We start from the raw sequence: 25,630 nt of genomic DNA on the forward strand, positions 1-25,630 counted from the left end.
ACGCTTTCATTATACAACGAAAGGAAACCGTCTAAAAGACTAGACGGTTTCCAAAACGGAATTTTATTCTTACGCTTTACCGTTAGAACCGAATTCGCGAATTTTACCAATAACAGTTGCTTTGATAGCGTCGCGGCCAGGTCCGATAAATTTACGAGGATCGTAAACTTCTTGGTCTTTGTTTAATACTTCACGAACAGCTTTTGTAAACTCGATTTGGTTCTCAGTGTTTACGTTGATTTTTGAAGTACCTAAAGAGATAGCTTTTTCGATATCAGCAGTTGGGATACCAGTACCACCATGTAATACTAAAGGTACGCCAGTGAAGTCACGAACTTGTTCCATTTCAGCGAATCCTAAGTTAGGCTCACCTTTGTAAGGACCGTGTACAGAACCTAAAGCTGGAGCTAGGCAATCGATACCTGTTGCTTCAACAAGGTGCTTACACTCTGCTGGGTCAGCGTAAATTACGCCTTCAGCGATTACGTCATCTTCTTGTCCGCCAACTGTTCCAAGCTCAGCTTCAACAGATACGTTACGAGCGTGTGCGTATTCTACTACTTGTTTAGTAGTTTCAACGTTTTCTTCGAATGGGTGGTGAGAAGCGTCGATCATTACAGATGTGAAACCTGCATCGATTGCTTCTTTACATTTTTCGAAGCTTGAACCATGGTCAAGGTGAATCGCTACAGGAACAGTGATGTTCATTTCTTCGATTAAAGCTTTAACCATAGCTACAACTGTTTTGAAACCAGTCATATGACGAGCTGCACCCTCAGATACACCTAGGATTACAGGAGATTTTTCTTCTTCCGCAGCAGCTAAGATAGCTTGAGTCCACTCTAAGTTGTTCATGTTGAATTGACCAACTGCGTATTTTCCTTCTAGTGCTTTGTTTAGCATTTCTTTCATAGAAACTAAAGGCATGGTGAATCCTCCTAAAAAACGTTTTTTGTATCCGATAAGTTCTTATCGCTGGTAGTATGACCAGAATAAGGTAAAATATGTATATCTACATACCGGACTTTTTTCTACACTCAATAGGATAACAACTTGTACTCAAAAACTCAACCGTATTCACCTGCACAATAGTCCATGTAAACGCTTTTTTCCATATTTTTTATAAAAAATTCATTTTTACGCCTCTACAGCGAGCTCATTTCTCACAGCTTGACGAATTTCATCAATATCAAATGGTTTAGCAAAATGCATTAAAGCACCTAAATCTTTTGCTTCTTGGATCATATCAAGCTCTCCATAAGCAGTCATTAAAATTACTTTAATACTCTCATCAATTTCTTTTACATGCTTTAAAATCTCTATACCATCCATGCCTGGAATTTTCATATCTAACACTACTAAATCTGGATTATCTTTTTTCACGATATCTAAAGCTTGAAATCCATTTGCTGCTTGGAATGTCTGATAACCTTCTTTTTGGAACACTTCATGTAATAGCACACGAATCCCATATTGATCATCAACGATTAAAATTTTACCTTCCATAATTCCCAACCTTTCTGTGTAAGTACAAGATTTAAAGCTTCTTATATCTTAACGATTTATTTTCGCTATTCTTTGGCAAATTCCTTCCTATTCTTTCTTATTTTACCGTTTCCTATTTTGTTATGCTACCCTACGATTTCACCTTTCTAAAAAAATAAACTATAATGAAAGCCGGCAAACACGTACGAAGGGAGTAACATTATGTTAAAAATTTTTTCAACTCAATTAAGTGGTTATTTCTCCAGAGTTTCTCAAAAAGAAGAAATGAATATAGAAGATAGTGCTCGTTTACTTGCTCAAGCACTAGTTGGCGATGGTTTCATTTATTTACATGGTACAAATGAAATGGAAGGCGTTGTTGCCGAGGCACTATTCGGTGCTGAACCAATGAAGCAAGCAAAACGCTTATTTGAAAATGGTAAAGAAGCAGAAGTAACCTCTGCGGATCGTGTACTTCTTATTAGCCGTTTTTCAACAGATGAAGCGGTTGTAGAAATTGCAAAAAAACTACAAGAAGAGGGACACTCTATTGTCGGCATTTCTGCTCTTCAAGAAGGTACGGAATCACTCGAACGATATACAGACGTACATATTGATACAAAACTGTTAAAAGGTCTTATTCCAGACGATGAAGGTAATCGCTACGGATTCCCAAGTTTAATAGTAGCTTTATTTGCTTATCACGGAATCAAATTTACAATCGATGAAATGTTAAATGAATATTAAAAAAAAGCGCCTTATTTCAGGCGCTTTTTTTATTACTTGCTCTCTTTATTCGTAATAGAAGCTCTTACGAAGTCATGGAACAATGGTTGTGGACGGTTTGGACGAGAAACAAGTTCTGGGTGGAACTGTGCTGCCACGAACCAAGGGTGGTCTTTTAATTCAATGATTTCAACTAGACGGCCGTCTGGGCTTGTACCAGAGAATACAAATCCTTCTTTTTCCATATCAGGACGGAACTGGTTGTTGAACTCATAACGATGACGATGACGCTCATATACAACCGGCTCATTATAAGCATTGTAAGCATTTGTTTCTTCAGCAAGCTTACATGGGTATAGACCAAGACGAAGTGTACCACCTAGGTCCTCTACATCTTTTTGTTCTGGTAATAAGTCGATGATTGCATATGGTGTGTCAGGGTTGATTTCAGAAGAGTTAGCACCTTCTAAACCTAATACATTACGTGCGAATTCGATTGATGCAAGTTGCATACCTAAGCAAATTCCTAAGAATGGAACTTTGTTTTCACGAGCATATTGAATCGCAACGATTTTACCTTCTACACCACGATCGCCGAAGCCACCTGGTACAAGGATACCATCTGTATCGCCAACTAATTCTTTTACGTTTTCTGCTGTTACGTGCTCAGCATTTACCCATTTTACTTCTACATCTGTGTCGAATGAGTAACCAGCATGACGAAGTGCTTCTACAACAGAAATATAAGCATCTTGAAGTTCTACATATTTACCAACAAGAGCGATTTTTGTTTTCTTAGAAAGATTACGCACTTTGTTAACTAGCGCAGTCCACTCTGTCATATCTGCAGCTGGATTGTCTAATTTTAAGTGGTCACAAACGATTTGGTCCATGTTTTGTTCTTGAAGAGATAATGGAACCGCATATAAAGTATCTGCATCGCGAGCTTCGATAACTGCTTTTGTATCGATGTCACAGAATAATGCAAGCTTGTCTTTCATATCTTGAGAAACAGGCATTTCTGTACGAACAACGATAATGTTTGGTTGAATACCTAAGCTACGAAGTTCTTTAACACTATGTTGTGTTGGTTTTGTCTTCATTTCACCCGCTGCTTTTAAGTACGGGATTAACGTACAGTGAATGTACATTACATTGTCACGACCGATGTCGCTCTTAATTTGACGGATTGCTTCTAAGAATGGTAGAGACTCGATGTCACCAACAGTTCCACCGATTTCTGTAATAACAACATCCGCATTTGTTTCACGACCAGAACGATATACGCGTTCTTTAATTTCGTTAGTAATATGAGGAATAACTTGAACTGTTCCTCCTAAATATTCACCGCGACGCTCTTTTTGAAGAACTGAAGAGTAAATTTTACCTGTTGTTACGTTGCTGTATTTGTTTAAGTTAATGTCGATGAAACGCTCATAGTGACCAAGGTCTAAGTCAGTTTCTGCGCCATCATCTGTTACGAATACCTCACCGTGTTGGTATGGGCTCATAGTCCCTGGGTCTACGTTAATGTATGGATCAAACTTTTGAATCGTTACGTTTAAACCACGATTTTTTAAAAGTCTTCCAAGAGATGCTGCTGTAATACCTTTTCCTAAAGACGATACTACACCGCCTGTTACAAAAATATACTTAGTCATGAAAAAGCTCCCTTCTATTTTGCTGTTATATAATCACCGTTGCAAAGCGCAACGTATGTAGATAACACTGTATCCATCTTATTGTTAGACTCTTTTTATTTTCTAAACAAAAAACAAAAAAGAAAATTGCTCCCCTCATCACAAAAAGTAATAAGTAGGGAGCAATTTTCTTTTATATTTACACTTTAAAAGTATTATCGTCCTTTTTTAAAGAGCCCAAAAATGATTCTACATGGACGATAATGAAAAGTCAAGAACTACAGTTCTTCCTCTTCTTCTTCTTCAGTTTCATCATACTCAAGTTCTTCTTCAGCGAAGTCGTCGTCATCTTCGTCTAAATCATCAAGATCGTCGTCATCTCCGTCTTCTTCTTCAAGAACCTTGTCCAAATCTTCTACATCGTCTTCATCTTCACTTACATCTGCATCGTCGAAGTCATCTTCGTCTTCTTCAATGTAGTCGTCAAAACCGTCTTCTTCAACTTTACGTTTCTTCTTCGGTTTTGGTTGAGGCAAGATTTCTTCATCAATTTGCTCATATGGGTACCAGCTGCGTAGTCCCCAACGATTTTCTCCTAAATTAATGAAACGTCCATCGATGTTTAAGTCTGTATAAAATTGTGCGATTTTCGCATTAACTTGCTCTTGAGATAGTCCCAGCACTTGAGCGATTTCTTGAACCAACTCGTTGAATGTCGTTGCTTGTTTTTTATCCCCTAAAACGCTATGTACAACTTCAATCATTGAACATTCTTTTAGCTCTTCTGGTGAATATTGCTTAAAATCCACTTATGCGGCACTTCCTTTCATCAAATATAACCTTATATATAACGGCCTGCTTAAAAAAATCCATACTATTCATTATAAACAAAAGTCGCACAAATATGCTACAAAAAAAACGGGAAACTTTTATAGGGTAGTAAAATTATAATTTGTCTGTTCCTTATTTCGGAAGCATATGGGCCCCTTGCAATACATACCTAATTTGCATTTCTGTATATTCTTCGAGCGTATACAGTTTTTGCAGCGCCCAGCGTCTAAATCCCCACATCTGTCCTTGTATAAAAATATTATGCGCAAGAAGCTGTATTTCTTTTTTATTTAATGTAAATGTTCCATTTTCCGTACACTGTTCTAAAATATTCTCGAACATTCCTACCATTTGAAACTCCTTTTCTAATACATACGGAAGTGATTCTTTCGGTAAAAAGCGTACCTCTTGATACATTATCAATACTTCTTCCTGTAATTCGTCCATCACTTTAAAGTAATTCGTTATTGCTATCTTTAAACTTTCTATACTCCCTTTTTCTGTACAAACTACTTCCTCTAATCTTTCTTTTACATGTTCATAAATACTATCACAAACTAAATATAAAACATCATCTTTGGTACGAATGTACTCATAAAGTGTCCCTATACTAAACCCAGCCGCTTTTGCAATCTCTCTCGTTGTTGTACGCGGAAATCCTTTTTGTTTAAACAGTTGAACCGCACCTTTAATCATTTGTTCACGTCTTAACGCAACTAATTTTTCATCTTTCACCGATGCATGCACATTATGTTTAACCATTCCCTTCACCTCTCTCTATTATTTTTTGGAAGGAAAAAGCGTAGGAAAATACCTACGCTTTCGTTCCTACTTCGTTAACATACGAGAAATTACAAGCCTCTGAATCTCTTGTGTTCCTTCATATATTTGTGTAATCTTTGCATCTCGCATATAACGCTCTACTGGATAATCTTTCGTATAACCGTAACCACCAAATACTTGCACCGCTTCAGTCGTCACCTTCATCGCTGTATCTCCTGCAAATACTTTTGACATCGCTGATTCTTTTCCATACGGAAGCCCTTCTGATTCAAGCCAAGCCGCTTGATATGTTAAGAGGCGTGCCGCTTCTACATCTGTTGCCATATCCGCAAGTTTAAAGCCAATCCCTTGCTGCGCCGCAATTGGTTTTCCAAACTGATGGCGCTCCCTTGCATATTCTACAGAAGCATCTAAAGCCCCTTGTGCAATCCCAACAGCTTGCGCCGCAATACCGTTACGACCTCCATCTAATGTTTGCATCGCAACTTTAAACCCTTGCCCCTCTCCTCCAAGTAGATTCTCTACAGGAATACGGCAATCTTCAAACATAATTTCAGTCGTTGGTGAAGAGCGAATCCCTAGCTTGCTCTCCTTCTTCCCAACTGAAAATCCCGGTGTATCACTTTCTACAATAAATGCACTCGTACCGCGCTGCTTCGATTCAGGATCAGTTAGCGCAAAAACAACATAAATATCAGCAATACCGCCATTTGTAATGAAAATTTTTGATCCATTTAAAATATAATGATCGCCATCTCTCTTTGCGATTGTCTTCATTCCACCAGCATCCGATCCAGATCCTGGTTCCGTTAAGCCGTATGCACCAATTTTCTTCCCTTCAGCCATCGGCCGTAAAAACTTTTGCTTTTGCTCTTCCGTCCCAAATTTAAAAATTGGCCATCCCGCAAGTGAAGTATGCGCAGACAGTGTTACACCTGTTGAAGCACAAACGCGAGATAATTCTTCAATAGCGATTACGTATGCTAAGTAATCGCTTCCAATTCCACCGTACTCTTCAGGCCATGGAATACCAGTTAAACCAAGCTCTGCCATTTGATCAAATAACTCTCTATCAAATCGCTCTTCTTCATCACGCTCAGCTGCTGTTGGTGCCACTTCATTTTTAGCAAAATCTCGAACCATTTTTCTTATCATTTCATGTTCTTCTGATAGTTTAAAATGCATCTCCGTCTCCCCCTCGCCCTTTTATAAAGCACGGCTAATAACAAGTTTCTGTATTTCACTTGTTCCTTCATATATTTGCGTAATTTTCGCATCGCGGAAAAATCGTTCTACTGGATAGTCTTTCGTATAACCGTAACCACCAAATACTTGCACCGCCTCAATCGCGACTTCAACCGCTGTCTTAGAAGCAAATAATTTCGCAATAGATGCTTCTTTACCGCATGGTAATCCTTGTGCCCTAAGAGATGCCGCTCTATATACGAGTAACCTTGCTGCCTCGACACTTGTTGCCATATCTGCAAGCTTGAAGCCAATCCCTTGCTGCGCCGCAATTGGCTTCCCGAATTGCTCTCTTTCTTTTGCATAATCAATTGCACAGCCAAGCGCCGCTTCAGCAATTCCTAAAGCCTGCGCACCGATTCCAATTCGCCCAACATCTAAATTCGCCATCGCCACTTTGAATCCTTGTCCTTCTTCCCCAAGTAAATTCTCAGCTGGCACTTTCATATCTTCAAAAGTAAGTTGTACTGTACGAGAACCGAGAAGTCCCATCTTATGTTCATCTTTTCCAATGATTAAACCAGGTGTATCTTTCTCTACTATAAATGCAGAAATACCACTTTTTCCTGCCTCTGGATTTGTAGAAGCGAATACAATGTATGTACTTGCTTCACCACCATTTGTAATAAACACTTTCGATCCATTAATAATATAATGATCACCTTTTTTCACAGCTCTTGATTTCAAACTCCCTGCATCTGATCCTGCATTTGGCTCTGTTAAAGCAAATGCACCTAAATATTCCCCGGTTGCAAGTTTAGAAACATATTTTTTCTTCTGTTCTTCTGTTCCAAAATATAAAATCGGATTCATTCCAACTGACGTATGTACAGCTAAAATTACACCAACTGTTGCACTTACCTTTGAGATTTCCTCAATTGCTAGAATGTAAGAAATAAAGTCCATTTCTGCCCCGCCGTATTTTGCAGGCGCTGGAATACCCATTAATCCAAGCTCACCCATCTTTTGCAAAATCTCTTTCGGGAACACCCCTTGTTCCATACTAGGAACAAAGGGAGCTATTTCCTTCTGTGCAAAATCCCGAACCATTTTCCTCATCATTTGCTGCTCTTCATTAAAACGAAAGTTCATATATTCCGCCTCCATTTGCTATATATCCTTTAAATAATTTGGTAAGACCACTATGTTGTAACAAAGGGGGCATTTATTCGTAAACGTAGAATCCACGACCTGTTTTACGCCCTAACCATCCTGCATTCACATACTTACGTAATAATGGACATGGGCGATATTTACTATCTCCTAATCCTTCATGCAACACTTCCATAATGTATAAACACGTATCTAAACCGATAAAATCAGCGAGTGTCAAAGGCCCCATCGGATGGTTCATACCAAGCTTCATGACTTCATCAATTGCTTCTTTCGTCGCTACACCTTCATATAACGTATAAATTGCTTCGTTAATCATCGGTAGTAAAATGCGGTTTGATACAAAACCTGGGAAATCATTCACTTCAACTGGTACTTTCCCAATTTTTTTCGTAATATCTTCAATTGCTTCATATACCGCATCATCGGTAGCCAAACCACGAATAATCTCAACAAGCTTCATAACTGGGACTGGATTCATAAAGTGCATACCGATTACTTTTTCCGGACGCTTCGTTACCGCTGCAATTTCTGTAATTGGTAGAGATGACGTATTCGTCGCTAAAATTGCGTGTTCTGGAGCAATTTCATCTAGATTCGCAAAGATTTTCTTTTTAATATCCATTTTCTCAACAGCTGCTTCAATAATAAGATCCGCTTCTTTCACACAATCTAAATCAAGCGTTACTGTAAGACGATTTAATGTCGCTTCCTTCTCTTCTTCCTTCATGCGTCCTTTTTCTACTTGGCGCGCTAAGTTTTTCGTAATGATAGCCATTCCTCTATCTAATTGCTCTTGCTTTAAATCTTGTACCTTCACGTCATATCCTGCCATTGCACATACTTGTGCAATTCCTGATCCCATTTGCCCTGCACCAATTACAACAATGTTTTGTACACCCATTTTTTCTTCCCCCTTAATTGTTAATAAATTTTATACCCTCGAACTTTAATTAGTGAACTTCAATCATCACTGCGTCCCCTTGACCGCCACCGCTACAAATCGAAGCAATTCCAATTCCGCCGCCGCGCTGCTTAAGTGCATGGATTAGTGTAACGATAATGCGCGCTCCGCTTGCTCCAATTGGATGTCCCATCGCTACCGCGCCGCCATTTACATTCAATTTTTCCGGATCAATTCCTGCGATTTCTGTACTTGCAATTGCTACCGCTGCAAATGCTTCATTAATCTCGAATAAATCGATGTCTTCAATTTTCTTGCCTGTTTTTTCAAGCAATGCGTTAATTGCATAACCTGGCGTTCTTGGGAAATCTTTAGATTCCACTGCAATTGCTGTATGCGCCAAAATTGTCGCTAATGGCTTTCTTCCTTCTTGCTTCGCTCTGTCTTCGCTCATTAATACAAGTGCGGCACCACCATCATTTAGTCCCGGCGCATTACCAGCTGTCACCGTCGCTGTCTTATCAAATACAGGTTTTAACTTTGCTAACTTTTCAATCGTTGTATCTTCACGTGGCGCCTCATCCTTTGCAACGACAATAGGATCGCCTTTTCTTTGCGGAATCGTTACTGGCACGATTTCCTCTTCAAAACGCCCTTCTTTATGCGCTGAAACCGCACGCTGATGGCTACGATATGCCCATTCATCTTGCGCTTCGCGAGAAATTCCATCTTCCTTCGCAACTTCTCCGCCATAAACGCCCATGTGTGTACCTGAAAATGCGCATGTTAAACCGTCAGCAACGTTTAAATCAACAACTTCGTTGTTACCCATTCTGTATCCCCATCTTGCTCCGCGTAAAATGTAAGGACTGTTACTCATCGACTCCATACCGCCGGCTACAATCAGTGATTGATCGCCAGTACGAATAATCTGATCCGCTAACGTAACCGCACGAAGTCCTGATGCACAAACTTTATTCACTGTTTCCGTCTGCACTTCCCAAGGGATTCCAGCAGCCCTCGCAGCTTGGCGCGATGGAATTTGCCCCTGTCCACCTTGAATAACCGTTCCAAATATAACTTCTTCAACATCACTAGCCGCAACATTTGCTCTTTCAAGCGCTGCTTTAATTGCAATTCCTCCAAGTTCCGTCGCTTTTACATCTTTTAAAGATCCTCCAAATTTTCCAACTGGTGTTCTTGCAGCACTTAAAATAACTGTTTTACTCATGTTTCTTTCCCCCATTTCATTTTTTAACACTGAGCGCTCGCTCGGTATCCCTACGTTGAGAAGAGGTGCAATCATTGCACCTCTTTCTAAAGTTGTATACATTCTTACAAATTACATCGCTTCTTTTTTCTGTCCGATAACAGATCGTTCTAAAATCTCTGTCACATCAAGAGTTTGAACTTTCTCTTCTACCTCTTTCGCTTTCGTTCCATCACTGATCATCGTTAAGCAATATGGACAACCTGTACCAATAATCGATGGCTGTACAGCTAATGCTTGTTCTGTACGAGCAACGTTAATACGTGAACCTGTTGTTTCTTCCATCCACATTAAGCCACCACCTGCGCCACAGCACATTCCCGTTTCACGGTTACGTGCCATTTCTACAAGATTCACTCCAGGAATCGCTTTCAAAATGTCACGTGGCGCTTCATACACTTCGTTGTATCTTCCTAAATAACAGGAATCATGGTACGTAACTGTTTCTTCAATAGCGTGAACAGGCTTTAAGCGCCCTTCTTTCACCCACTGAGCTAACAATTCTGTATGATGATAGACTTCTGCTTGCAAGCCAAAGTCCGGATACTCATTTTTAAATGTGTTATAAGCATGAGGATCAATCGTAACGATCTTCTTCACTCCTGCCTTTTCAAATTCTTCGATATTCTTTGTCGCCATCTCTTGGAATACAAATTCATTTCCAAGGCGGCGTGGTGTATCTCCAGAATTCTTTTCTTTATTACCGAGAATTGCGAATGAAATGCCTGCTTCGTTCATTAACTTCGCAAACGATATCGCAATCTTCTGACTACGATTGTCGTATGATCCCATTGAACCAACCCAGAATAAATACTCGAATTCCTCCCCAGCTTTTGATTTTTCTTTTACAGTTGGAACTGTTACTTCGTCATCACCTTGGCGCCATGTTTCACGCTCTTTACGGTTCAGCCCCCACGGATTTCCTTGACGCTCGATATTTGTCATCGCGCGTTGTGCTTCCGCGTCCATTTTCCCTTCAGTCAAAACGAGATATCGACGTAAATCAATAATTTTATCAACATGCTCATTCATAACTGGGCATTGATCTTCACAGTTACGACACGTTGTACATGCCCAAATCTCTTCTTCTGTAATAACATCTCCGATTAAACTCGGATCGTAAGCGAGCGTTGTAGACGCTGATTCTTGTTGTCCTTTTCCAGCTGCCATCATCGCTAACTGATTTCCTTGTGTATTATTGAAGGCAACTACTGGAACCCACGGTGCTTTTGATGTTACCGCAGCTCCTTTATCAGTTAAATGATCGCGAAGTTTTAAAATTAAGTCCATCGGCGATAACATTTTTCCTGTTCCTGTTGCAGGACACATATTTGTACAACGGCCACACTCTACACAAGCGTATAAGTCAATAAGTTGATTTTGTCTAAAGTCTTCAATTTTACCAACACCAAATGTTTCTTGCGTTTCATCTTCAAAATCAATCTTTTCAAGCTTTCCTGGGTTTGAAAGACGACCGAAGAATACATTAGCTGGTCCTGCAATTAAATGCGCATGTTTTGATTGTGGAACATACACTAAAAACGTTAACAAAATTAGTAAATGCACCCACCAAGAAAAATAGAACACTGAAATGGCTACGGTTTCATTTATCCCGCTAAAAACGTAAGCGATTGCAGAAGCAATTGGTTCACTCCATGAAAGCTCCTCGCCATGCCATATAAGTCCCATACCGTTACCAAGTAGCACAGAAATCATTAAACCACCGATAAAGATAAGAACAAGACCTGATTTGAAGTTACGTTTTAAACGAACAAGCTTTTCTACATAACGTCTATGAAAAGCCCAAAATACTGCAATTAAAATAACAAGTGTGACAATTTCCTGGAAGAATGTAAATGCAGGGTATAGTGGTCCAAGTGGAAGATGTGATCCTGGTGCGAGTCCTTTCCAAACGAAGTCAATTGCTCCAAATTGGACAAGAATAAATCCGTAAAAGAACATAACGTGAATGATGCCGCTTTTCTTATCTTTCAGCAGCTTTTTCTGACCGAAAACATTGACCTTAAGGAGATCCCAACGCTCTTTAAAACGACGGTCAAACTCAATTTTTTTTCCTAATTGTATGTAGGCCATTCTCGTCCGTATAAGATATACAAACAAATATCCTGCATAAGCAATAACAGCAATGGCAGCCAGCCAATTAATAATCAGTAAGCTATTCATTTTTATGCTACCCCTCTCTTTGTAAGCCCTCTTTCTTTTTGAATCTTCAAAAATATATAATTTTCTGAATTATATCCCCTATCCCCATTATATAATGAGTGAGCATTCAGTCAACAGTTTTTTGTTATAGAACAACACATTTTTTCATAAAGCTGTTTATTTCGGTGAAACTATAAAGTGAAACTTTAATCAGTAGGGGCGGTTCTTCCCCCGCTGATTATTAGTTGAACCAATCGGGCTTTTACGGGCAGTTGATTTCCAAACTAACTTCTACTTATTCAACAGTTTTTGAGGTGTGAGGCTTACTGCCCTTTAAAGCGGGATAAAGTGCAACTTTCATCAATGCAACATACTATCCTCTGATGAAGTTTATAATAACAACCGTGCTACCCGTATCATTTGTAACACACTGAAGGTGAAAAGAATGCGAAGGAGGGAATTCACTGATGCTCTACTTATCTCTTTTGTTAATATCCGTTGCTCTTTGGATTACAATTGACCTTTCATACGGGAGACTTCTTCATTTAAAACGGGTCAGCTCTCGCACTTTCCCTTTACGTCAAAGTGATTTTCGCCTTTATACATACGGGAAAGATTTATATGACGCTTTATTTACTGACATAAAACAAGCACAGCACCACATTCATATTTTATTCTTCATTGTAAAAAACGATAAAATCAGTCGTGAATTTTTAAAATTGTTGATTGATAAGGCTCAGGAAGGAATTGAAGTACGACTTTTACTTGATCGATTTGGCAGCCATTCTTTATCAAACGAAGCTATTCGCTCCCTGCGAAAACATGGTGTATCTTTTTCATTTTGTCATAAGGTAAAATTTCCTCTTCCTTTCTTTTCTGCCAATCAAAGAAATCATAGAAAAATTACAGTGATTGATGGGAAAACCGGCTATATCGGGGGATTTAATATTGGCGAAGAGTATCTAGGGCATAATGAACACTTAGGATTATGGCGAGACTATCATTTACGTCTTACAGGAGAAGGGGTTCAAGATTTACAAAAGCAATTTTTACATGATTGGTTTGATGATACGAAACAGAATTTATTGGATGCTTCTCTTTATTTTCCAAAACAACAACCAGGTACCATCCTGCATCAATTTATTCCGACTGATGGTGCTTATTTACAGCATACTTTTTTTCATTTAATTAACGCGGCAAAAAAAGAAATCTGTATCGGTACGCCATATTTCATTCCTGGAAAAAAAATTATGAATGCCTTATTAAAAGCAAGAGAAAGAGGGGTTCAAATCACAATTCTTGTTCCAGAAAAAGCTGATCACCCTCTCGTTCGGGAAGCAAAATTCCCGTACTGCCGAAAATTAATACAGGCTGGTTGCAATATTTATGCATTTCAACAAGGTTTTTTTCACGCCAAAATTATTATAGTGGACGATGATATTTGTGATATCGGAACGGCAAACTTTGATATGAGAAGTTTATATATTAATCATGAAATAAACTGCCTGTTATATAATAAACATTTCATTCAAACAGTAAAAAATAAATTCCATGAAGATCTAGAGAATGCATCCGTACTTTCCTATAGCGATGTAAACCCGCCTTCTCTTATCGATAGAGGAAAAGAATGGATTGGAACAATGTTTGCTTTCTTTTTATAGGAAAGACAATGAATAAAAGAGGTGTATCTCATATGATTATACGGTTTGGATATGTCTCACATGCAATGGCACTCTGGGACTGTTCTCCTGCCAAAACAATGACGTTTACAAGCTTTAAGAAACTTAGCAAGCAAGAACGAGAAGACAAACTGTATCATATTATAAGGCAAAATTTAGAGCACACAATACGTATCCTTCATTACAATATAGCACATGAAATCCCACTATATCGCCTATCGTCTTCCATCGTCCCACTTGCAACACATCCCGAAGTCGAGTTTGACTATATTGGGGTATTCACACCACTTTGGCATAAAATAGGGGCTTTAATTAAAGAACACAATTTACGAATAAGTTTTCATCCGAATCAATTTACGCTATTTACAAGCGACAAACCACATATTACTACTAACGCTATTACGGATATGACTTATCATTATAAAATATTGGATGCTATAGGCATTGCAGATTCTTCTTACATTAATATTCATGTAGGTGGAGCCTATGGAAATAAAGAAAAGGCAATTGAGCGCTTCCATGAAAACATAAAAAAACTTCCTACACATATAAAAAAACAAATGACTCTTGAAAACGATGATAAAACCTATACAACCGCTGAAACTTTATCAATTTGCCAAAAAGAAAATATCCCATTTGTATTTGATTATCATCATCATATGGCCAATCTTTGCGAAGAACCACTAGAAGAGTTGCTTCCTGCAATTTTTGAAACTTGGTCACATACAAATATCTCTCCTAAAGTTCACATTTCCTCCCCAAGATCGGAAAAAGAATTTAGGGCCCATGCTGAATATATCGATTTAGAGTTTATTAAGCCTTTCTTACACATTGCGAAAAAAAACAATCATAATTTCGATATTATGATTGAAAGTAAACAAAAAGATTTAGCACTATTCCAATTAATAGATGAACTTTCTGCTATAAGAGGAATGAAAAGAATAGGTGGTGCAAAGTTACAGTGGTAAATTGTAACTTTGCACCATTTTTTCAAAAAAGTAATTTTTATAGTAAAAAATATTCTATTTTATATGCTATTATTTAAATTAGCATTTTCTCCCCGAGATTCAACTTTATTGAAACGGAGTCATAATATGATTAATCAAAAAAAGTATATACAATCTGTCATAATATACATATTTATATTTGCTCTTTGGATATTCCTTATACCAAATGAGTCGAATATAAAAGAAATCGGGATTCTTTTCTTATTCTGTTTCGCTGCACTTTTTTCTTGCTATTGCTTATGTAAAGCGATTAGAAAAATGACGCATGGTGATAAATTATTTTGGATTTTATTATTATGTACTTGTCTATGCGGGTTAGCTATGGAAATAACTTTATTTCTTCCTTCACTTTCTATTCATAAGCAAGTTATATTCTCATATAAAGCATTACCTTTTTTTATCATACAATATGTTTTACTCTTTGTTGGATTTGCTATAAAGTTTATAAAAATTTACTCTATTAAGGGTCTTGCTCAATTTTCATTCGATAGCATCTTTATTGTTATTATGAACATTTATTTCACTTTAACTTTTATCTTGGACCTTTCAAGCTTCCGTATGTTAACAAAGGAAACTTGGATTTTAATTGGCTATTTTATTGCACAATCATTAGTAATTTACGCCGTTATTAGTCTATATAGAAGAGAACAATATTCTTCTAGTAGAATCGCATTAATTATCGGTTTCACTATTATACTCGTATACGGTTACATTCATCTGTTTCAATTAAATTTTGGGATGAAAACTTCTCCTGAATTTAATTATTTAATACACACTGCTTCTATTTTATTAATTGGACTTTCTTCCATACTATATATCTTGGATAAACCAATGCAACATGAAACGAAAGCAAAATATTATCGATTCGATTATGTACGTTTTATACTACCTTATTTTAGTATAATTATTACTTTTTCCTTTATTATCATTCAACCTTGGGATGATAAATTTATGTTAATTGGTCTCGTATTATCACTTATTTTGTTATTCTTGCGGCAACTTTACATGTGGAAAGATAATCAAGCACTAATCCTTACATATGAACAGTTGACTACACAACTAGAGGATGAAGTTGAAGAAGGTGCATTTGCATTATCAAAAAGTGAACAACGCTATAAGTCTTTATTCGAAGATCATCCCGATGCCGTTTTCTCTTTAAATATGAATGGCATTTTTCAACAATCTAATAAGGCTTGCGAAAGCTTATTTACTGCCTATTATTGCCAAGTGGCAAGCTATTCTCTGGTACACTTCATTGATTCAAAAGACCACGAACTACTAAAGAAGGCTTTACAAATTACAAAGGAAGGTAGGCCACAAACGTTAGAAGTTCGGACAAAAGAACAAGAAGGCTATTATTATTATCTTCATATTACACTTATCCCTACTTTTATAAACAAAGAAGTGGTCGGAATGTTTGGGATAGCACGTGATATTACCACCTTATATGAAAAACAAAAACAAGTAGAACATTTAGCCTTTCACGATGCACTTACTGGATTACCAAATCGCCGAAAGTTCGAAAAAGATTTAAAAGCCATTTTAAATACAGCTCAAACTAACGCAAATGATGTCGCCGTCATATTCCTTGATTTAGATCGATTTAAAAAAATTAACGATAGACTTGGTCATGACGTCGGAGATTTATTATTAATTGAAGTAGCAAAAAGATTACGCGGTTGCTTGCGTTCAAAAGATATCGTCGCTCGCCAAGGTGGAGATGAGTTTACAATTCTATTACCAGAAATGTACTCAGAAAAAAGTGCAATTTTTATAGCTGAACAGATTTTAACTATTTTAAACAAACCATTCTTCATTCAAGGCGAAGAACTCTCTATTACACCAAGTATCGGAATTGCGATGTACCCTGATTATGGAACTGATGTAAATGAGTTAATGAAAAATGCTGATATGGCTATGTATCGTGCGAAAGCAAATGGAAAAAACCGATTTGTTTTCTTCTCAAAAGAAATGAGTATCGCTCAAAATGAAATTCAATTCTTAGAAGGTGAACTTTCAAAAGCATTACAACAAAATGAATTTTTCCTTGAATACCAGCCACAAGTAAGCACAAAAACAAAACAAATTATCGGTTTTGAAGCATTAATACGTTGGAAGCATCCAAAACTCGGTATCGTATCTCCTGCCCAATTTATTCCTCTAGCAGAGGAAACTGGTTTTATTATTGAACTTGGCAATTGGATTTTACGTACTGCCTGTTTAGAGGCAAAAAGATGGCATAATCAAGGTTTCTCTCACTTAAAAGTTGGTGTAAATTTATCTGTTGTTCAATTTAACCATGCAGATTTAATCCCAACTATTTCAAAGGTGTTGGAAGAAACAGAACTGAAACCAGAAGCACTAGATATTGAAATTACGGAAAGCATCGCAATTAATCAAAATCAATCTGTAGTTGCAAAACTAGAACAACTTCAAAATCTCGGTATTCAAATTTCAATCGACGACTTTGGTACTGGTTATAGTTCTTTAGCTTATTTAACAAAATATCCAATCAACACATTAAAAATCGCTCGAGAGTTTATTTGTGGAATTACAACTAGCCCTTTAGAAGAAGCAATTGTCTCTTCCATTATTACACTATCAAAAGAACTAAATTTAAAAGTGATTGCAGAAGGTGTAGAAACAGCAGAAGAATGGGAATTTTTACATAAACAAAATTGTGATCACATTCAAGGATTCTTTATTAGCAAACCTGTTTCTAGTAAAGACGTTTGGATGTTACTCCATAAAAAAACAACCGCCTAAGTAAGACGGTTGTTTTTTAATATTCAAAAGGTAAATCTTTAGCTAATTGTACCTCTTGATCGTTATGAGAAATTATATGGCTTTTCTCTAATGCCGTATCGCCTAATGAAATACCCCATGCCATCGCTAACGTCAATAAACTACCAATAAGTAATTTCTTCATATTCCATCACCCACATTTTTTATTTTAATATATCATGAAAATTTATCCCTATTATATGCAATTATGCATACCCATTTTTTGGGATTTTTATCTACTGATTTTATTTACGAGCGCTTCTTTATATGCATGCATTTCTAATATATCAAAAAAGAAACTTGCCTTTTTATATGCATCTTCAACCTCTGCCTCATCGTACTCCAACTTCCCTAGGCATTCACCTCTTTGATAATATAGCTGTCCAATTAATGCCATACTATTAATTCGGCATGATATTTCAATCGCTTTATTTACTTGATAAAGTGACTCTTCATATTGATTATCTAAATATAATGCTTTTGCATGATTATATCTTACCTTCACTTCAAATTCTTCATTATCATGCAATACATCTAATTGTTTTAATATATCTTCAAATAACTCAATACTCTTCTTAAAATAGCTATTTTCAGCATAAATATTTGCAATCGCATTTTCTATATAAAGATTTTGGTATACGTCTATTCCAGCTAACTGTTGATTTAACAATTTTTTCAATTCTAAAATACAATATTCGTAATCGATTTTCTTTAATATGTAAGCTGCTACATGATATTGCCATTGAAGAAACTGCTGAAATTCAGGATGATATTCTTCCTTTTTCAGCTCATTCCATACTTTATTATAAATTTCTTTATATCTTTTTTGCTTACAAAGCATAATGATTTGATCTTTAAACTGTTTTTTTCTTTCAATATCAGAATAAATGAGTACCTCATAAAAATGAATAATGGGAACTTGTAATTTTGCTGCGATACCTTGCAATATATCCATACTTGGGTATACCGCGCCCGATTCAATCCTGCTCACTTCCGATTGATGACATATGTTCTCGGATAACTGTTTCTGTGTTAATCCTCTCATCACCCTAATTTTCTTAATTTCACTTCCTAATTTTTCTGCGTGCATACTTACTCACCATCCCATTAGAACAATCTAATTTTTTGAGTTGTCATACCACTACAATAATGTGAATTCGACAATTTTTGATATGAAATAATGCATAATATATATAAAATTCGGCAAATTTTTCATACAATTCATCTCACATACAATAATAGATTAGGAGTGTTATAGATGAATTATAGAAAACTTGCTAGTGCTTTCGTTACATTCGGTCTTCTTTGCCCTTTATCAACAGAAGCTATTCATGCTCAAGAATTAGACAAAAGTGCAGTCAAAGTTGAAATTGCTCAGCCTGGTTTAACAATCGGGAAATTAACACAACCTCAAAATGATACGAAAGAAAATATTGCTAAAAAGTATTTAAAAGGTGAGGTAAATGGGGCGAAAGCTCAACAAGAACAAGTCACTACTGAAAAAAATGTAGATTTCCAACCTACAAATAAAGAAACCAAAGAAAATCAAACCGAAGTTCGCCTTGCACAAACATATAAAAACTATAAAGTATATGGCCAAGATCTCATTGTAAAAGTAGATAAAAATGGAGTAATCACAACTGTTAGTGGTAAAGTTGTTCAAAATTTAAATCAACAACCTAATCTTACTATAACAAATTTTTTGTCGAAAAATGAAGTAAAATCTAAATTACGCGATATAGTTCAAATTCCAAGTGATGCAGTTGAGACAGAATTCTCTAGCGAAACCGTTGTTTATAAGAAAAAAGATGGCTATTATACATTCGCAACTGTTATTACATTTACTTATGAAAACAATGAACAAATTATAAACGGCAATGCTATAGTTGATTTAAAAACTGGCGAAGTACTTTTCCAAGAAAAATTCATTAAAAACAAAGAGAATAAGACTATAAATCAAGTAACATCACCTAGATTATCCCCTGCAAGTGAGCAAGGAACTGGGAAAAATGCACTTCAAGAAAACATCTCTTTCAATATTGCCAAAGGAACTGATGGAAAATTTTATTTAGCGGATTTATCACGGGGAAATGGTATTTATATTTATAATGCAAACTACGCCGATTCCCTCGGGGGATATAGTCAAGCTGGTTATCCAGGGACACTAATTTCAAGTAGTACTCCTAATTTTGCAGATAAAGAAGCCGCGGGCGCTATGAAGAACATGAGTGATATTTACGATTACTTTAAGAAAGAACATAATCTAAAAAGTTACGACAATAAAGATTCAAAAGTTGTTGCTAGTGTACACGGTTTTGATTCTACTGAAGTTAGTGATGGTGTAAAAGAAGACTATGTAAATGCATTTTGGCATCCCGCTTGGAACCAAATGGTATTTGGTGATGGTTTAGACGGAAAACTAACATCCGCTCTTGATGTAACAGCTCATGAATTTGGACATGCTGTATTTAGTGGCACGACGAAAAATAAAGTCGTGAGATATCCAAGCGCTGAAACATCTGCACTAAACGAGGGATTAGCGGATTTCTGGGGTACACAAATCGAATATTACGTAAAGAAAGATAAAGGAAACTGGATTATGGGCGATACATTAGGTGGCCTAACAATTCGTGATATCCCAAGGGAAATTGGTGACGGCGGTCATAAATTATATACAAATTTACAAGATTTCTATAACGATGGTAATAATCAAGAATCACACGTAAATTCTGGTATTATCAGTCACGTATTATATCAATTAGCTGAAGGTAAAACATATAACGGTGTTGCTGTTCAAAAGCAAGGAAATGAAAAAGTAAGTAAAGTTGTTATGCGTACATTGCAAAATTATGCAACTTCCGCTGAAGACTTTGAATCACTTCAATCTCATATTGTACAAGCTGCAAAAGATTTATATGGCACTGCCGTATCAAATGAATTTGCAAAGGCATTTGAAGCACACGGTTACAAACCGTTACAAAAAATAAATAAAGTAATAGCGGTACAATAATAAAAAAGAAGTTTACCAATCATAGGTAAACTTCTTTTCATATCCATCCCTTTTCTTCCGCAATTGTAATTGCTTCAATTCTATTTTTCGCATCAAGCTTCGCTAATACTTCAGAAATATAATTACGCACTGTACCCGGCGAAAGATAAAGTGCCTTCGCAATTTCGTTTGCCGTCTTTCCTTCTTTCGCAAGCAACAATACTTCCTTTTCGCGATCTGACAACGGATTTTGCTCCTGCCATAAACCAAACATTAAATCTTGGGAGACCTCTCGTTTCCCCTTCATTACATTACGAATTGCTGCCGCTAAATCTTCACTTGGGCTATCCTTTAATAAATAGCCGTGCACACCAGCTTTCATTGCTCTTTCAAAATATCCCGGCCGTGCAAATGTTGTTAAAATCATTACTTTGCATGATGATTTTTCTTTCTTTAACGCTTCAGCAACATCTAATCCACTTTGAATCGGCATTTCAATATCCATGATACTTATATCCGGTTTTAACGATTCAATTAATTTTAGCACCTCTTCCCCGTTTGCCGCTTGTCCAATTACTTCGATATCATCTTCTAGATCAAGCAGAGCCCCTAACGCACCACGAAGCATCCGCTGATCTTCTGCAATAATAATTCGGATCATGCCCTCACCTCATCTTTTCCTGTTCTAATAACAACTGGAACTTTTACTGTTAACAACGTCCCTGGATTGATTGTACCTAGTTCAACAAATCCATCAATAAGAGCAATTCGTTCTTTCATGCCGCGAATACCATTTCCATCATGATTTTGATCTGTTAAACCAATTCCGTTATCTTCTACTTTCAAAATCAGTTCACCTTGTGATTCTAATACAGAAACTGCGCACCGCGTCGCCTTACTATGTTTTACAACATTTGTAACGGCCTCACGTAAACACATCCCGACAATATTTTGTTCAATTGGTGATAACGAGCTCGATCTTGCTTCTTGCCTCACTTCTAATTCAATATTAGCTGCTTGTAAGATTGCTTTTATTTGCTCTAGCTCTTCTTCTACCGTAATCATACGCATATCAGAAATTAATTCTCTCAGCTGTTTTAAGGCTGTACGAGACGTTTGTGTAATTTCCTTCGCTTCCGCACTTGCACGCTCTGGATTTTTTACGATTAACTTCTCTACAAGCTGGCTTTTTAAAGTAATAAGAGATAACGTATGCCCTAATGTGTCATGAAGATCTCTTGCAATCCGCTGCCGTTCTTCACGTTTTACTAAGTCTTTAATTTGCTCGTTCGCCTCATCTAATTGATTTCTTAACATCTTTTTCTGATTAAAATTACGCATACCAAATGGCGTAAGAAGCATTAAAATAAACATCGGAACGATATTTACTAAACTTGTAGTTGTTATTTGATTCATATTTACAAATAAAAATGCTCCAAGCATTATAACTAACGAGCATAACAGCACTCGAAATACTTTCTTATTTGGCGCAAATCCCATCGCACTTGCTGTGAAAAAGCCAAAAAATATCATAAAAGGATTATAAAATAAAGCAAATAAAAAGATGAGTATCATTTGAATGCATGCCCATAAAATAAACGTCTTCTGAACAAAATAAAGCTGACGGTATGTGATAATAAAAAGTATCAACATACCGCTTCCTAGCACAAGCTTCCACCCTGATGCTTGTGCTAAATGGTAAATTGGAAATAATAAATACACAAGCCACATGTAAGGAAAAAATCCCATATGTTTTGGAAAAATCTCAATCCTCTTCTTCTCTATCATTTATACCGCTTCCTGTCTTTTTCTTATATATATTGATACTACAACAAATATAAGGAAATAACCTCCTAATACCGCGATATTTTCCCATCCAATTGATTTTCCAGCTACAATATCCCACGCACCACTTCCGAAATGGTATGTTGGTGTCCATTCACCAATCGTTCTTAAGATTTTGGGGAATACTTCAATCGGCATCCATAACCCGCCAACTATAGCTAAACTCATATTTAAAATATTTGCTAAGCCAGCAGCTGCGTCCGCCTTCTTAATGGAACCTATTACTGTTCCTAACGCTAAAAATGGTGTTACCCCTAATAATAACCATAACCCCGCACCAATCCATTGCCCTACCGTTAACTCAACATGATTAATTAGTATCCCTGCAATAAAAATAACTAATATTGAAAAAGCATTTACTACTGTTTGAGCAATAATTTTTGCTGTTAAATATGCTCCCTCTGGAAGCGGTGTAATTTTTAAAAGATGTGTCCATCCTTGCCCTTTTTCCTGAGAAAGTCTCACACCGAAACTAAAGAGTGCAGTCCCTACAATACTGAAAGTTGCCATCGAAATTAAATAATGTGCTTTCCACGCATCTCCGTTTTGTGGTACTTGAACAACATTTGTAAAAATGTAGTAAAACATAACAGGCATTAATAATGAGAAAAAGATAAATAATTTATTGCGGAATGTACGTAAAATTTCTATTTTGCACTGCATCCATAACGCTCTCATGCGATTTCCTCCTTCTGATTTGCGACAAACTGTTCAAATGCCTCATCAAGGCTTCCACGTTCAACTGAAACATCTGTTACAGGTAAACTCCTTTGATAAATGGCTTTTAAAGTTGCATCCGTATCCTCCGTTGTTAAAATGAAGCGTCCTTCGTTTGACTTTACTTCTGTTACATTTGGTAATTCCTTTAGTAATTTTGTAGGAATGCTTTCCTTTGAGTAAAATGTAATTGTTTTTCTCGAAATCGTTGCTTTCATTTCGTCTGGTGTACCATCTGCGATAATCTTTCCGTTCGCAAATAATAAGATACGATTTGCTAAAGCATCTGCTTCTTCTAAATAATGCGTCGTTAAAATAATCGTTTTCCCTTCACTTGCTAACTTTCGAATCGTTTCCCAAAACGTTCTTCGAGACGTAATATCCATTCCGACTGTCGGCTCATCTAAAAATAACAAATCCGGATTTCCCGCAAGTGCAAGCGCAAAGTTTAACCTTCTTTTTTGCCCACCTGATAATTTCTCACATCTTTGCTTTCGCTCTGATTCTAAATTTGATAACTGCAGTAACGTCTCTTTCTCTATAGGATTCGTATAATAACTACGGAATAACTCAATTGCCTCTTCCACCGTAATACTATCAATGACACTTACTTCTTGCAGCATCGCACCGAGGCTATTACGAACATCTCTATGCTTTGGACTCTTTCCAAATATAGAGACCTTACCTTCCGTTGGTTCCTTTAACCCAAGCATCATCGACATCGTCGTTGTTTTCCCAGCACCATTCGGACCAAGCAACGCTACTATTTCCCCTTTATTTACATGAAATGAAACATTATTTACTGCGTTTTTATGTTTAAATGTTTTAGAAACATCATTTACTTCAATAATCTTTTCCATCTCTCCACCCCCGCTGTTTCTTATATTTACATTGTATTCCTTGGAAAACTTAGGAAACAGTATGATGCGTCATGACATCGATATGACAATTGTCATGTATTCTTTATGAGAGGAATCAACCCGCATACCGCAAGCGAGTAGCAGGACGAAAATAAACATGATACAATCGGATAAGATATATATTCGAGGAAGGACAGTGGTTTTCATGATTATTCGTAATGAACAAGATTTAGAAGGCTTACGAAAAATCGGCCGCATCGTTGCGCTTGCACGTGAAGAAATGAAAAAACAAGCGAAGCCAGGTATGACAACGAAAGAGCTTGATTTGATCGGTAAAAAAGTATTAGATGAGCATGGTGCTATTTCTGCACCTGAAAAAGAATATGATTTTCCAGGTGTAACTTGCATTAGTGTAAATGAAGAAGTTGCTCATGGTATTCCAGGAGATCGTGTATTAAAAGAAGGCGACTTAGTAAACGTCGATGTATCTGCTGCACTTGATGGCTATTATGCAGATACAGGCATTTCATTTGTTCTTGGAGAAGACGAGGCAAAAGAAAAACTTTGCCAAGCAGCGGTTGATGCATTTTGGGCAGCAATGAAAAAGGTTAGAGCTGGCTCAAAACAAAATCAAATTGGTCGTGCTGTTTCAAACTTCGCACATAAAAGTGGATACAATGTTATTCAAAACTTAACTGGTCACGGCATTGGTCTTAGCTTACATGAAGCACCAAATCACATTTTAAGTTACTATGACCCAATGGATAATGCACTTCTAAAAGACGGTCTTGTTATCGCTGTAGAACCTTTCATCTCTATGAAAGCTGATCATATTATTGAACGTGGTGACGACGGTTGGACATTCGTTACACCAGATAAAAGTCTTGTTGCACAATGTGAACATACCGTTGTCGTAACACGCGGTGAACCAATAATCTTAACAGAAATCTAATACCAAAAACGGCTGTTTTGTAGATTTATTCCACATAAAACAGCCGTTTTTTATTTTTGGGAAAATATGTGAACTAGTGTTGAACTCTTTATCATTTAAGTATATAATCTTTAGCGGAGGTTACTTAAGCTTATCTTTACTAAAAAGATATTGTAACTAAGGAGTAAAACACCTTCTTTCTTATTGTTTAAACAGGCTCAAAAATGACCGTAGTAACGTGTTAGTCGAATATTCTGTAATCCTTATATTTCTCTAACAATGTAAGAAACTATCACCTTTCAACTTCGGTCCACTAATCGCACAACTCTCTTTAGACAAAATAAATGACTATTTTCAAAGTACATATTGTCTTCATTCTGACCAAAACCAACCCTATCTAGATTTTTATTTCCACATAACTTTAAGGCAAAAATAAGCCTTCACAAAGGGATACACTACATTGGTTAGTATGTATCGTAAAACTTACCTTTATAACCATTCTTTTTTACTAGATATACATGAAAACTATCTCACATATAAAGGTCTGATATCATTATTTATATCAGTATTTTTTTCGACATTTTTTGTCGAATTGTGTATATTTCCATAGAACTGTGTAAATATACATTTTGTTTTACGTTAAATAATATTGCTTTGA

Annotated in this window: 22 protein-coding genes; 6 read left to right on the forward strand and 16 right to left on the reverse strand. The window is 36.7% G+C overall.

Annotated elements, in window-relative coordinates; translation table 11 throughout:
- Positions 1-69: 69 nt before the first annotated feature.
- Together BHV55_RS26570 and spo0F are read right to left on the reverse strand one after the other, a co-directional pair.
- Positions 70-927: a class II fructose-bisphosphate aldolase gene (locus BHV55_RS26570; protein ID WP_001131855.1), complete on the reverse strand. Its 858-nt coding sequence runs from the start codon at positions 925-927 to the stop codon at positions 70-72.
- Positions 928-1,137: 210 nt separating this feature from the next.
- Entirely contained in the window at positions 1,138-1,506 is a 369-nt protein-coding gene (spo0F, locus tag BHV55_RS26575; protein ID WP_000398594.1) for a sporulation initiation phosphotransferase Spo0F, read from the reverse strand.
- 201 nt (positions 1,507-1,707) lie between these two features.
- On the opposite strand from spo0F, the gene BHV55_RS26580 reads away from it, so the two are divergent.
- A complete protein-coding gene (locus BHV55_RS26580) occupies positions 1,708-2,232 on the forward strand; it encodes a DUF2529 domain-containing protein (protein WP_000912402.1) in 525 nt (174 codons plus the stop codon).
- Positions 2,233-2,264: 32 nt separating this feature from the next.
- Here BHV55_RS26580 and pyrG read toward each other — a convergent pair whose 3' ends face one another.
- The 8 genes from pyrG to BHV55_RS26620 form a co-directional block, all read right to left on the reverse strand.
- Positions 2,265-3,872, reverse strand: coding sequence for a CTP synthase (pyrG, locus tag BHV55_RS26585; protein ID WP_000170460.1), 1,608 nt, complete (start codon positions 3,870-3,872; stop codon positions 2,265-2,267).
- Positions 3,873-4,129: 257 nt separating this feature from the next.
- The gene (rpoE, locus tag BHV55_RS26590) at positions 4,130-4,660 is read right to left on the reverse strand and encodes a DNA-directed RNA polymerase subunit delta (protein WP_000346280.1); all 531 of its coding nucleotides are present in this window, start codon (positions 4,658-4,660) and stop codon (positions 4,130-4,132) included.
- A 154-nt stretch (positions 4,661-4,814) separates the two neighbouring features.
- Positions 4,815-5,444, reverse strand: a complete 630-nt coding sequence (locus BHV55_RS26595) for a TetR/AcrR family transcriptional regulator (protein ID WP_000238599.1) — start codon at positions 5,442-5,444, stop codon at positions 4,815-4,817.
- A gap of 66 nt (positions 5,445-5,510) precedes the next feature.
- Entirely contained in the window at positions 5,511-6,650 is a 1,140-nt protein-coding gene (gene acdA / locus BHV55_RS26600) for an acyl-CoA dehydrogenase AcdA (protein WP_050822179.1), read from the reverse strand.
- Positions 6,651-6,671: 21 nt separating this feature from the next.
- Positions 6,672-7,802 (reverse strand): acyl-CoA dehydrogenase, encoded by a 1,131-nt coding sequence (locus tag BHV55_RS26605; RefSeq protein WP_001011179.1) that lies wholly within the window; start codon positions 7,800-7,802, stop codon positions 6,672-6,674.
- 73 nt (positions 7,803-7,875) lie between these two features.
- Entirely contained in the window at positions 7,876-8,727 is an 852-nt protein-coding gene (locus tag BHV55_RS26610; RefSeq protein ID WP_000538880.1) for a 3-hydroxybutyryl-CoA dehydrogenase, read from the reverse strand.
- 49 nt (positions 8,728-8,776) lie between these two features.
- Positions 8,777-10,060 carry an acetyl-CoA C-acetyltransferase gene (locus BHV55_RS26615; protein WP_002005994.1) on the reverse strand — a complete coding sequence of 428 codons (1,284 nt, stop codon included), beginning with the start codon at positions 10,058-10,060 and terminating at the stop codon, positions 8,777-8,779.
- A gap of 9 nt (positions 10,061-10,069) precedes the next feature.
- Complete coding sequence (locus BHV55_RS26620) at positions 10,070-12,181, reverse strand: (Fe-S)-binding protein (RefSeq protein ID WP_001086776.1); 2,112 nt, start codon at positions 12,179-12,181, stop codon at positions 10,070-10,072.
- Positions 12,182-12,627: 446 nt separating this feature from the next.
- On the opposite strand from BHV55_RS26620, the gene cls reads away from it, so the two are divergent.
- From cls to BHV55_RS26635, 3 genes are all read left to right on the forward strand, one after another.
- Positions 12,628-13,821 (forward strand): cardiolipin synthase, encoded by a 1,194-nt coding sequence (gene cls / locus BHV55_RS26625; RefSeq protein ID WP_070757602.1) that lies wholly within the window; start codon positions 12,628-12,630, stop codon positions 13,819-13,821.
- 32 nt (positions 13,822-13,853) lie between these two features.
- Complete coding sequence (uvsE, locus tag BHV55_RS26630) at positions 13,854-14,807, forward strand: UV DNA damage repair endonuclease UvsE (protein WP_047387337.1); 954 nt, start codon at positions 13,854-13,856, stop codon at positions 14,805-14,807.
- A gap of 126 nt (positions 14,808-14,933) precedes the next feature.
- Complete coding sequence (locus BHV55_RS26635) at positions 14,934-17,612, forward strand: DUF4084 domain-containing protein (RefSeq protein WP_016111031.1); 2,679 nt, start codon at positions 14,934-14,936, stop codon at positions 17,610-17,612.
- Between the two features lie 16 nt (positions 17,613-17,628).
- On the opposite strand, the gene BHV55_RS26640 is transcribed toward BHV55_RS26635, so the two are convergent.
- Both BHV55_RS26640 and plcR read right to left on the reverse strand, forming a co-directional pair.
- The gene (locus tag BHV55_RS26640; protein ID WP_000734730.1) at positions 17,629-17,775 is read right to left on the reverse strand and encodes a quorum-sensing peptide PapR; all 147 of its coding nucleotides are present in this window, start codon (positions 17,773-17,775) and stop codon (positions 17,629-17,631) included.
- A gap of 87 nt (positions 17,776-17,862) precedes the next feature.
- Positions 17,863-18,720: a transcriptional regulator PlcR gene (gene plcR, locus BHV55_RS26645; RefSeq protein ID WP_000542919.1), complete on the reverse strand. Its 858-nt coding sequence runs from the start codon at positions 18,718-18,720 to the stop codon at positions 17,863-17,865.
- A gap of 168 nt (positions 18,721-18,888) precedes the next feature.
- Here plcR and BHV55_RS26650 point away from each other — a divergent pair, with 168 nt between their 5' ends.
- Complete coding sequence (locus BHV55_RS26650; protein ID WP_070757600.1) at positions 18,889-20,640, forward strand: M4 family metallopeptidase; 1,752 nt, start codon at positions 18,889-18,891, stop codon at positions 20,638-20,640.
- Between the two features lie 37 nt (positions 20,641-20,677).
- Here BHV55_RS26650 and BHV55_RS26655 read toward each other — a convergent pair whose 3' ends face one another.
- The 4 genes from BHV55_RS26655 to BHV55_RS26670 are packed head-to-tail and all read right to left on the reverse strand — an operon-like array spanning position 20,678 to position 24,041.
- On the reverse strand, positions 20,678-21,280 hold the full coding sequence (locus BHV55_RS26655; RefSeq protein WP_070757598.1) for a response regulator transcription factor: 603 nt from the start codon (positions 21,278-21,280) through the stop codon (positions 20,678-20,680).
- Entirely contained in the window at positions 21,277-22,407 is a 1,131-nt protein-coding gene (locus BHV55_RS26660; RefSeq protein ID WP_000570624.1) for a sensor histidine kinase, read from the reverse strand. Before BHV55_RS26660 ends, BHV55_RS26655 begins: the two co-directional genes overlap by 4 nt.
- Positions 22,408-23,142, reverse strand: a complete 735-nt coding sequence (locus tag BHV55_RS26665; RefSeq protein ID WP_001202427.1) for an ABC transporter permease — start codon at positions 23,140-23,142, stop codon at positions 22,408-22,410.
- A complete protein-coding gene (locus tag BHV55_RS26670) occupies positions 23,139-24,041 on the reverse strand; it encodes an ABC transporter ATP-binding protein (RefSeq protein WP_070757596.1) in 903 nt (300 codons plus the stop codon). The genes BHV55_RS26665 and BHV55_RS26670 overlap by 4 nt, the downstream gene beginning before the upstream one ends.
- Positions 24,042-24,198: 157 nt before the next feature.
- On the opposite strand from BHV55_RS26670, the gene map reads away from it, so the two are divergent.
- Positions 24,199-24,993, forward strand: coding sequence for a type I methionyl aminopeptidase (map, locus tag BHV55_RS26675; protein WP_003313889.1), 795 nt, complete (start codon positions 24,199-24,201; stop codon positions 24,991-24,993).
- Positions 24,994-25,630: the final 637 nt, after the last annotated feature.

The organism is Bacillus sp. RZ2MS9 (genome assembly GCF_001816185.2).
GTDB lineage: Bacteria > Bacillota > Bacilli > Bacillales > Bacillaceae_G > Bacillus_A > Bacillus_A cereus.

Coding starts and splice junctions, on each gene's coding strand:
- BHV55_RS26595 (WP_000238599.1), bottom strand. CDS start 5,444: ATGGTTAAACATAATGTGCATGCATCGGTGAAAGATGAAAAATTAGTT.
- BHV55_RS26570 (WP_001131855.1), bottom strand. CDS start 927: ATGCCTTTAGTTTCTATGAAAGAAATGCTAAACAAAGCACTAGAAGGA.
- spo0F (WP_000398594.1), bottom strand. CDS start 1,506: ATGGAAGGTAAAATTTTAATCGTTGATGATCAATATGGGATTCGTGTG.
- acdA (WP_050822179.1), bottom strand. CDS start 6,650: ATGCATTTTAAACTATCAGAAGAACATGAAATGATAAGAAAAATGGTT.
- BHV55_RS26580 (WP_000912402.1), top strand. CDS start 1,708: ATGTTAAAAATTTTTTCAACTCAATTAAGTGGTTATTTCTCCAGAGTT.
- BHV55_RS26665 (WP_001202427.1), bottom strand. CDS start 23,142: ATGAGAGCGTTATGGATGCAGTGCAAAATAGAAATTTTACGTACATTC.
- BHV55_RS26610 (WP_000538880.1), bottom strand. CDS start 8,727: ATGGGTGTACAAAACATTGTTGTAATTGGTGCAGGGCAAATGGGATCA.
- cls (WP_070757602.1), top strand. CDS start 12,628: ATGCTCTACTTATCTCTTTTGTTAATATCCGTTGCTCTTTGGATTACA.
- BHV55_RS26640 (WP_000734730.1), bottom strand. CDS start 17,775: ATGAAGAAATTACTTATTGGTAGTTTATTGACGTTAGCGATGGCATGG.
- BHV55_RS26650 (WP_070757600.1), top strand. CDS start 18,889: ATGAATTATAGAAAACTTGCTAGTGCTTTCGTTACATTCGGTCTTCTT.
- BHV55_RS26670 (WP_070757596.1), bottom strand. CDS start 24,041: ATGGAAAAGATTATTGAAGTAAATGATGTTTCTAAAACATTTAAACAT.
- BHV55_RS26615 (WP_002005994.1), bottom strand. CDS start 10,060: ATGTATACAACTTTAGAAAGAGGTGCAATGATTGCACCTCTTCTCAAC.
- BHV55_RS26635 (WP_016111031.1), top strand. CDS start 14,934: ATGATTAATCAAAAAAAGTATATACAATCTGTCATAATATACATATTT.
- pyrG (WP_000170460.1), bottom strand. CDS start 3,872: ATGACTAAGTATATTTTTGTAACAGGCGGTGTAGTATCGTCTTTAGGA.
- BHV55_RS26605 (WP_001011179.1), bottom strand. CDS start 7,802: ATGAACTTTCGTTTTAATGAAGAGCAGCAAATGATGAGGAAAATGGTT.
- BHV55_RS26655 (WP_070757598.1), bottom strand. CDS start 21,280: ATGATCCGAATTATTATTGCAGAAGATCAGCGGATGCTTCGTGGTGCG.
- plcR (WP_000542919.1), bottom strand. CDS start 18,720: ATGCACGCAGAAAAATTAGGAAGTGAAATTAAGAAAATTAGGGTGATG.
- uvsE (WP_047387337.1), top strand. CDS start 13,854: ATGATTATACGGTTTGGATATGTCTCACATGCAATGGCACTCTGGGAC.
- BHV55_RS26620 (WP_001086776.1), bottom strand. CDS start 12,181: ATGAATAGCTTACTGATTATTAATTGGCTGGCTGCCATTGCTGTTATT.
- BHV55_RS26660 (WP_000570624.1), bottom strand. CDS start 22,407: ATGATAGAGAAGAAGAGGATTGAGATTTTTCCAAAACATATGGGATTT.
- map (WP_003313889.1), top strand. CDS start 24,199: ATGATACAATCGGATAAGATATATATTCGAGGAAGGACAGTGGTTTTC.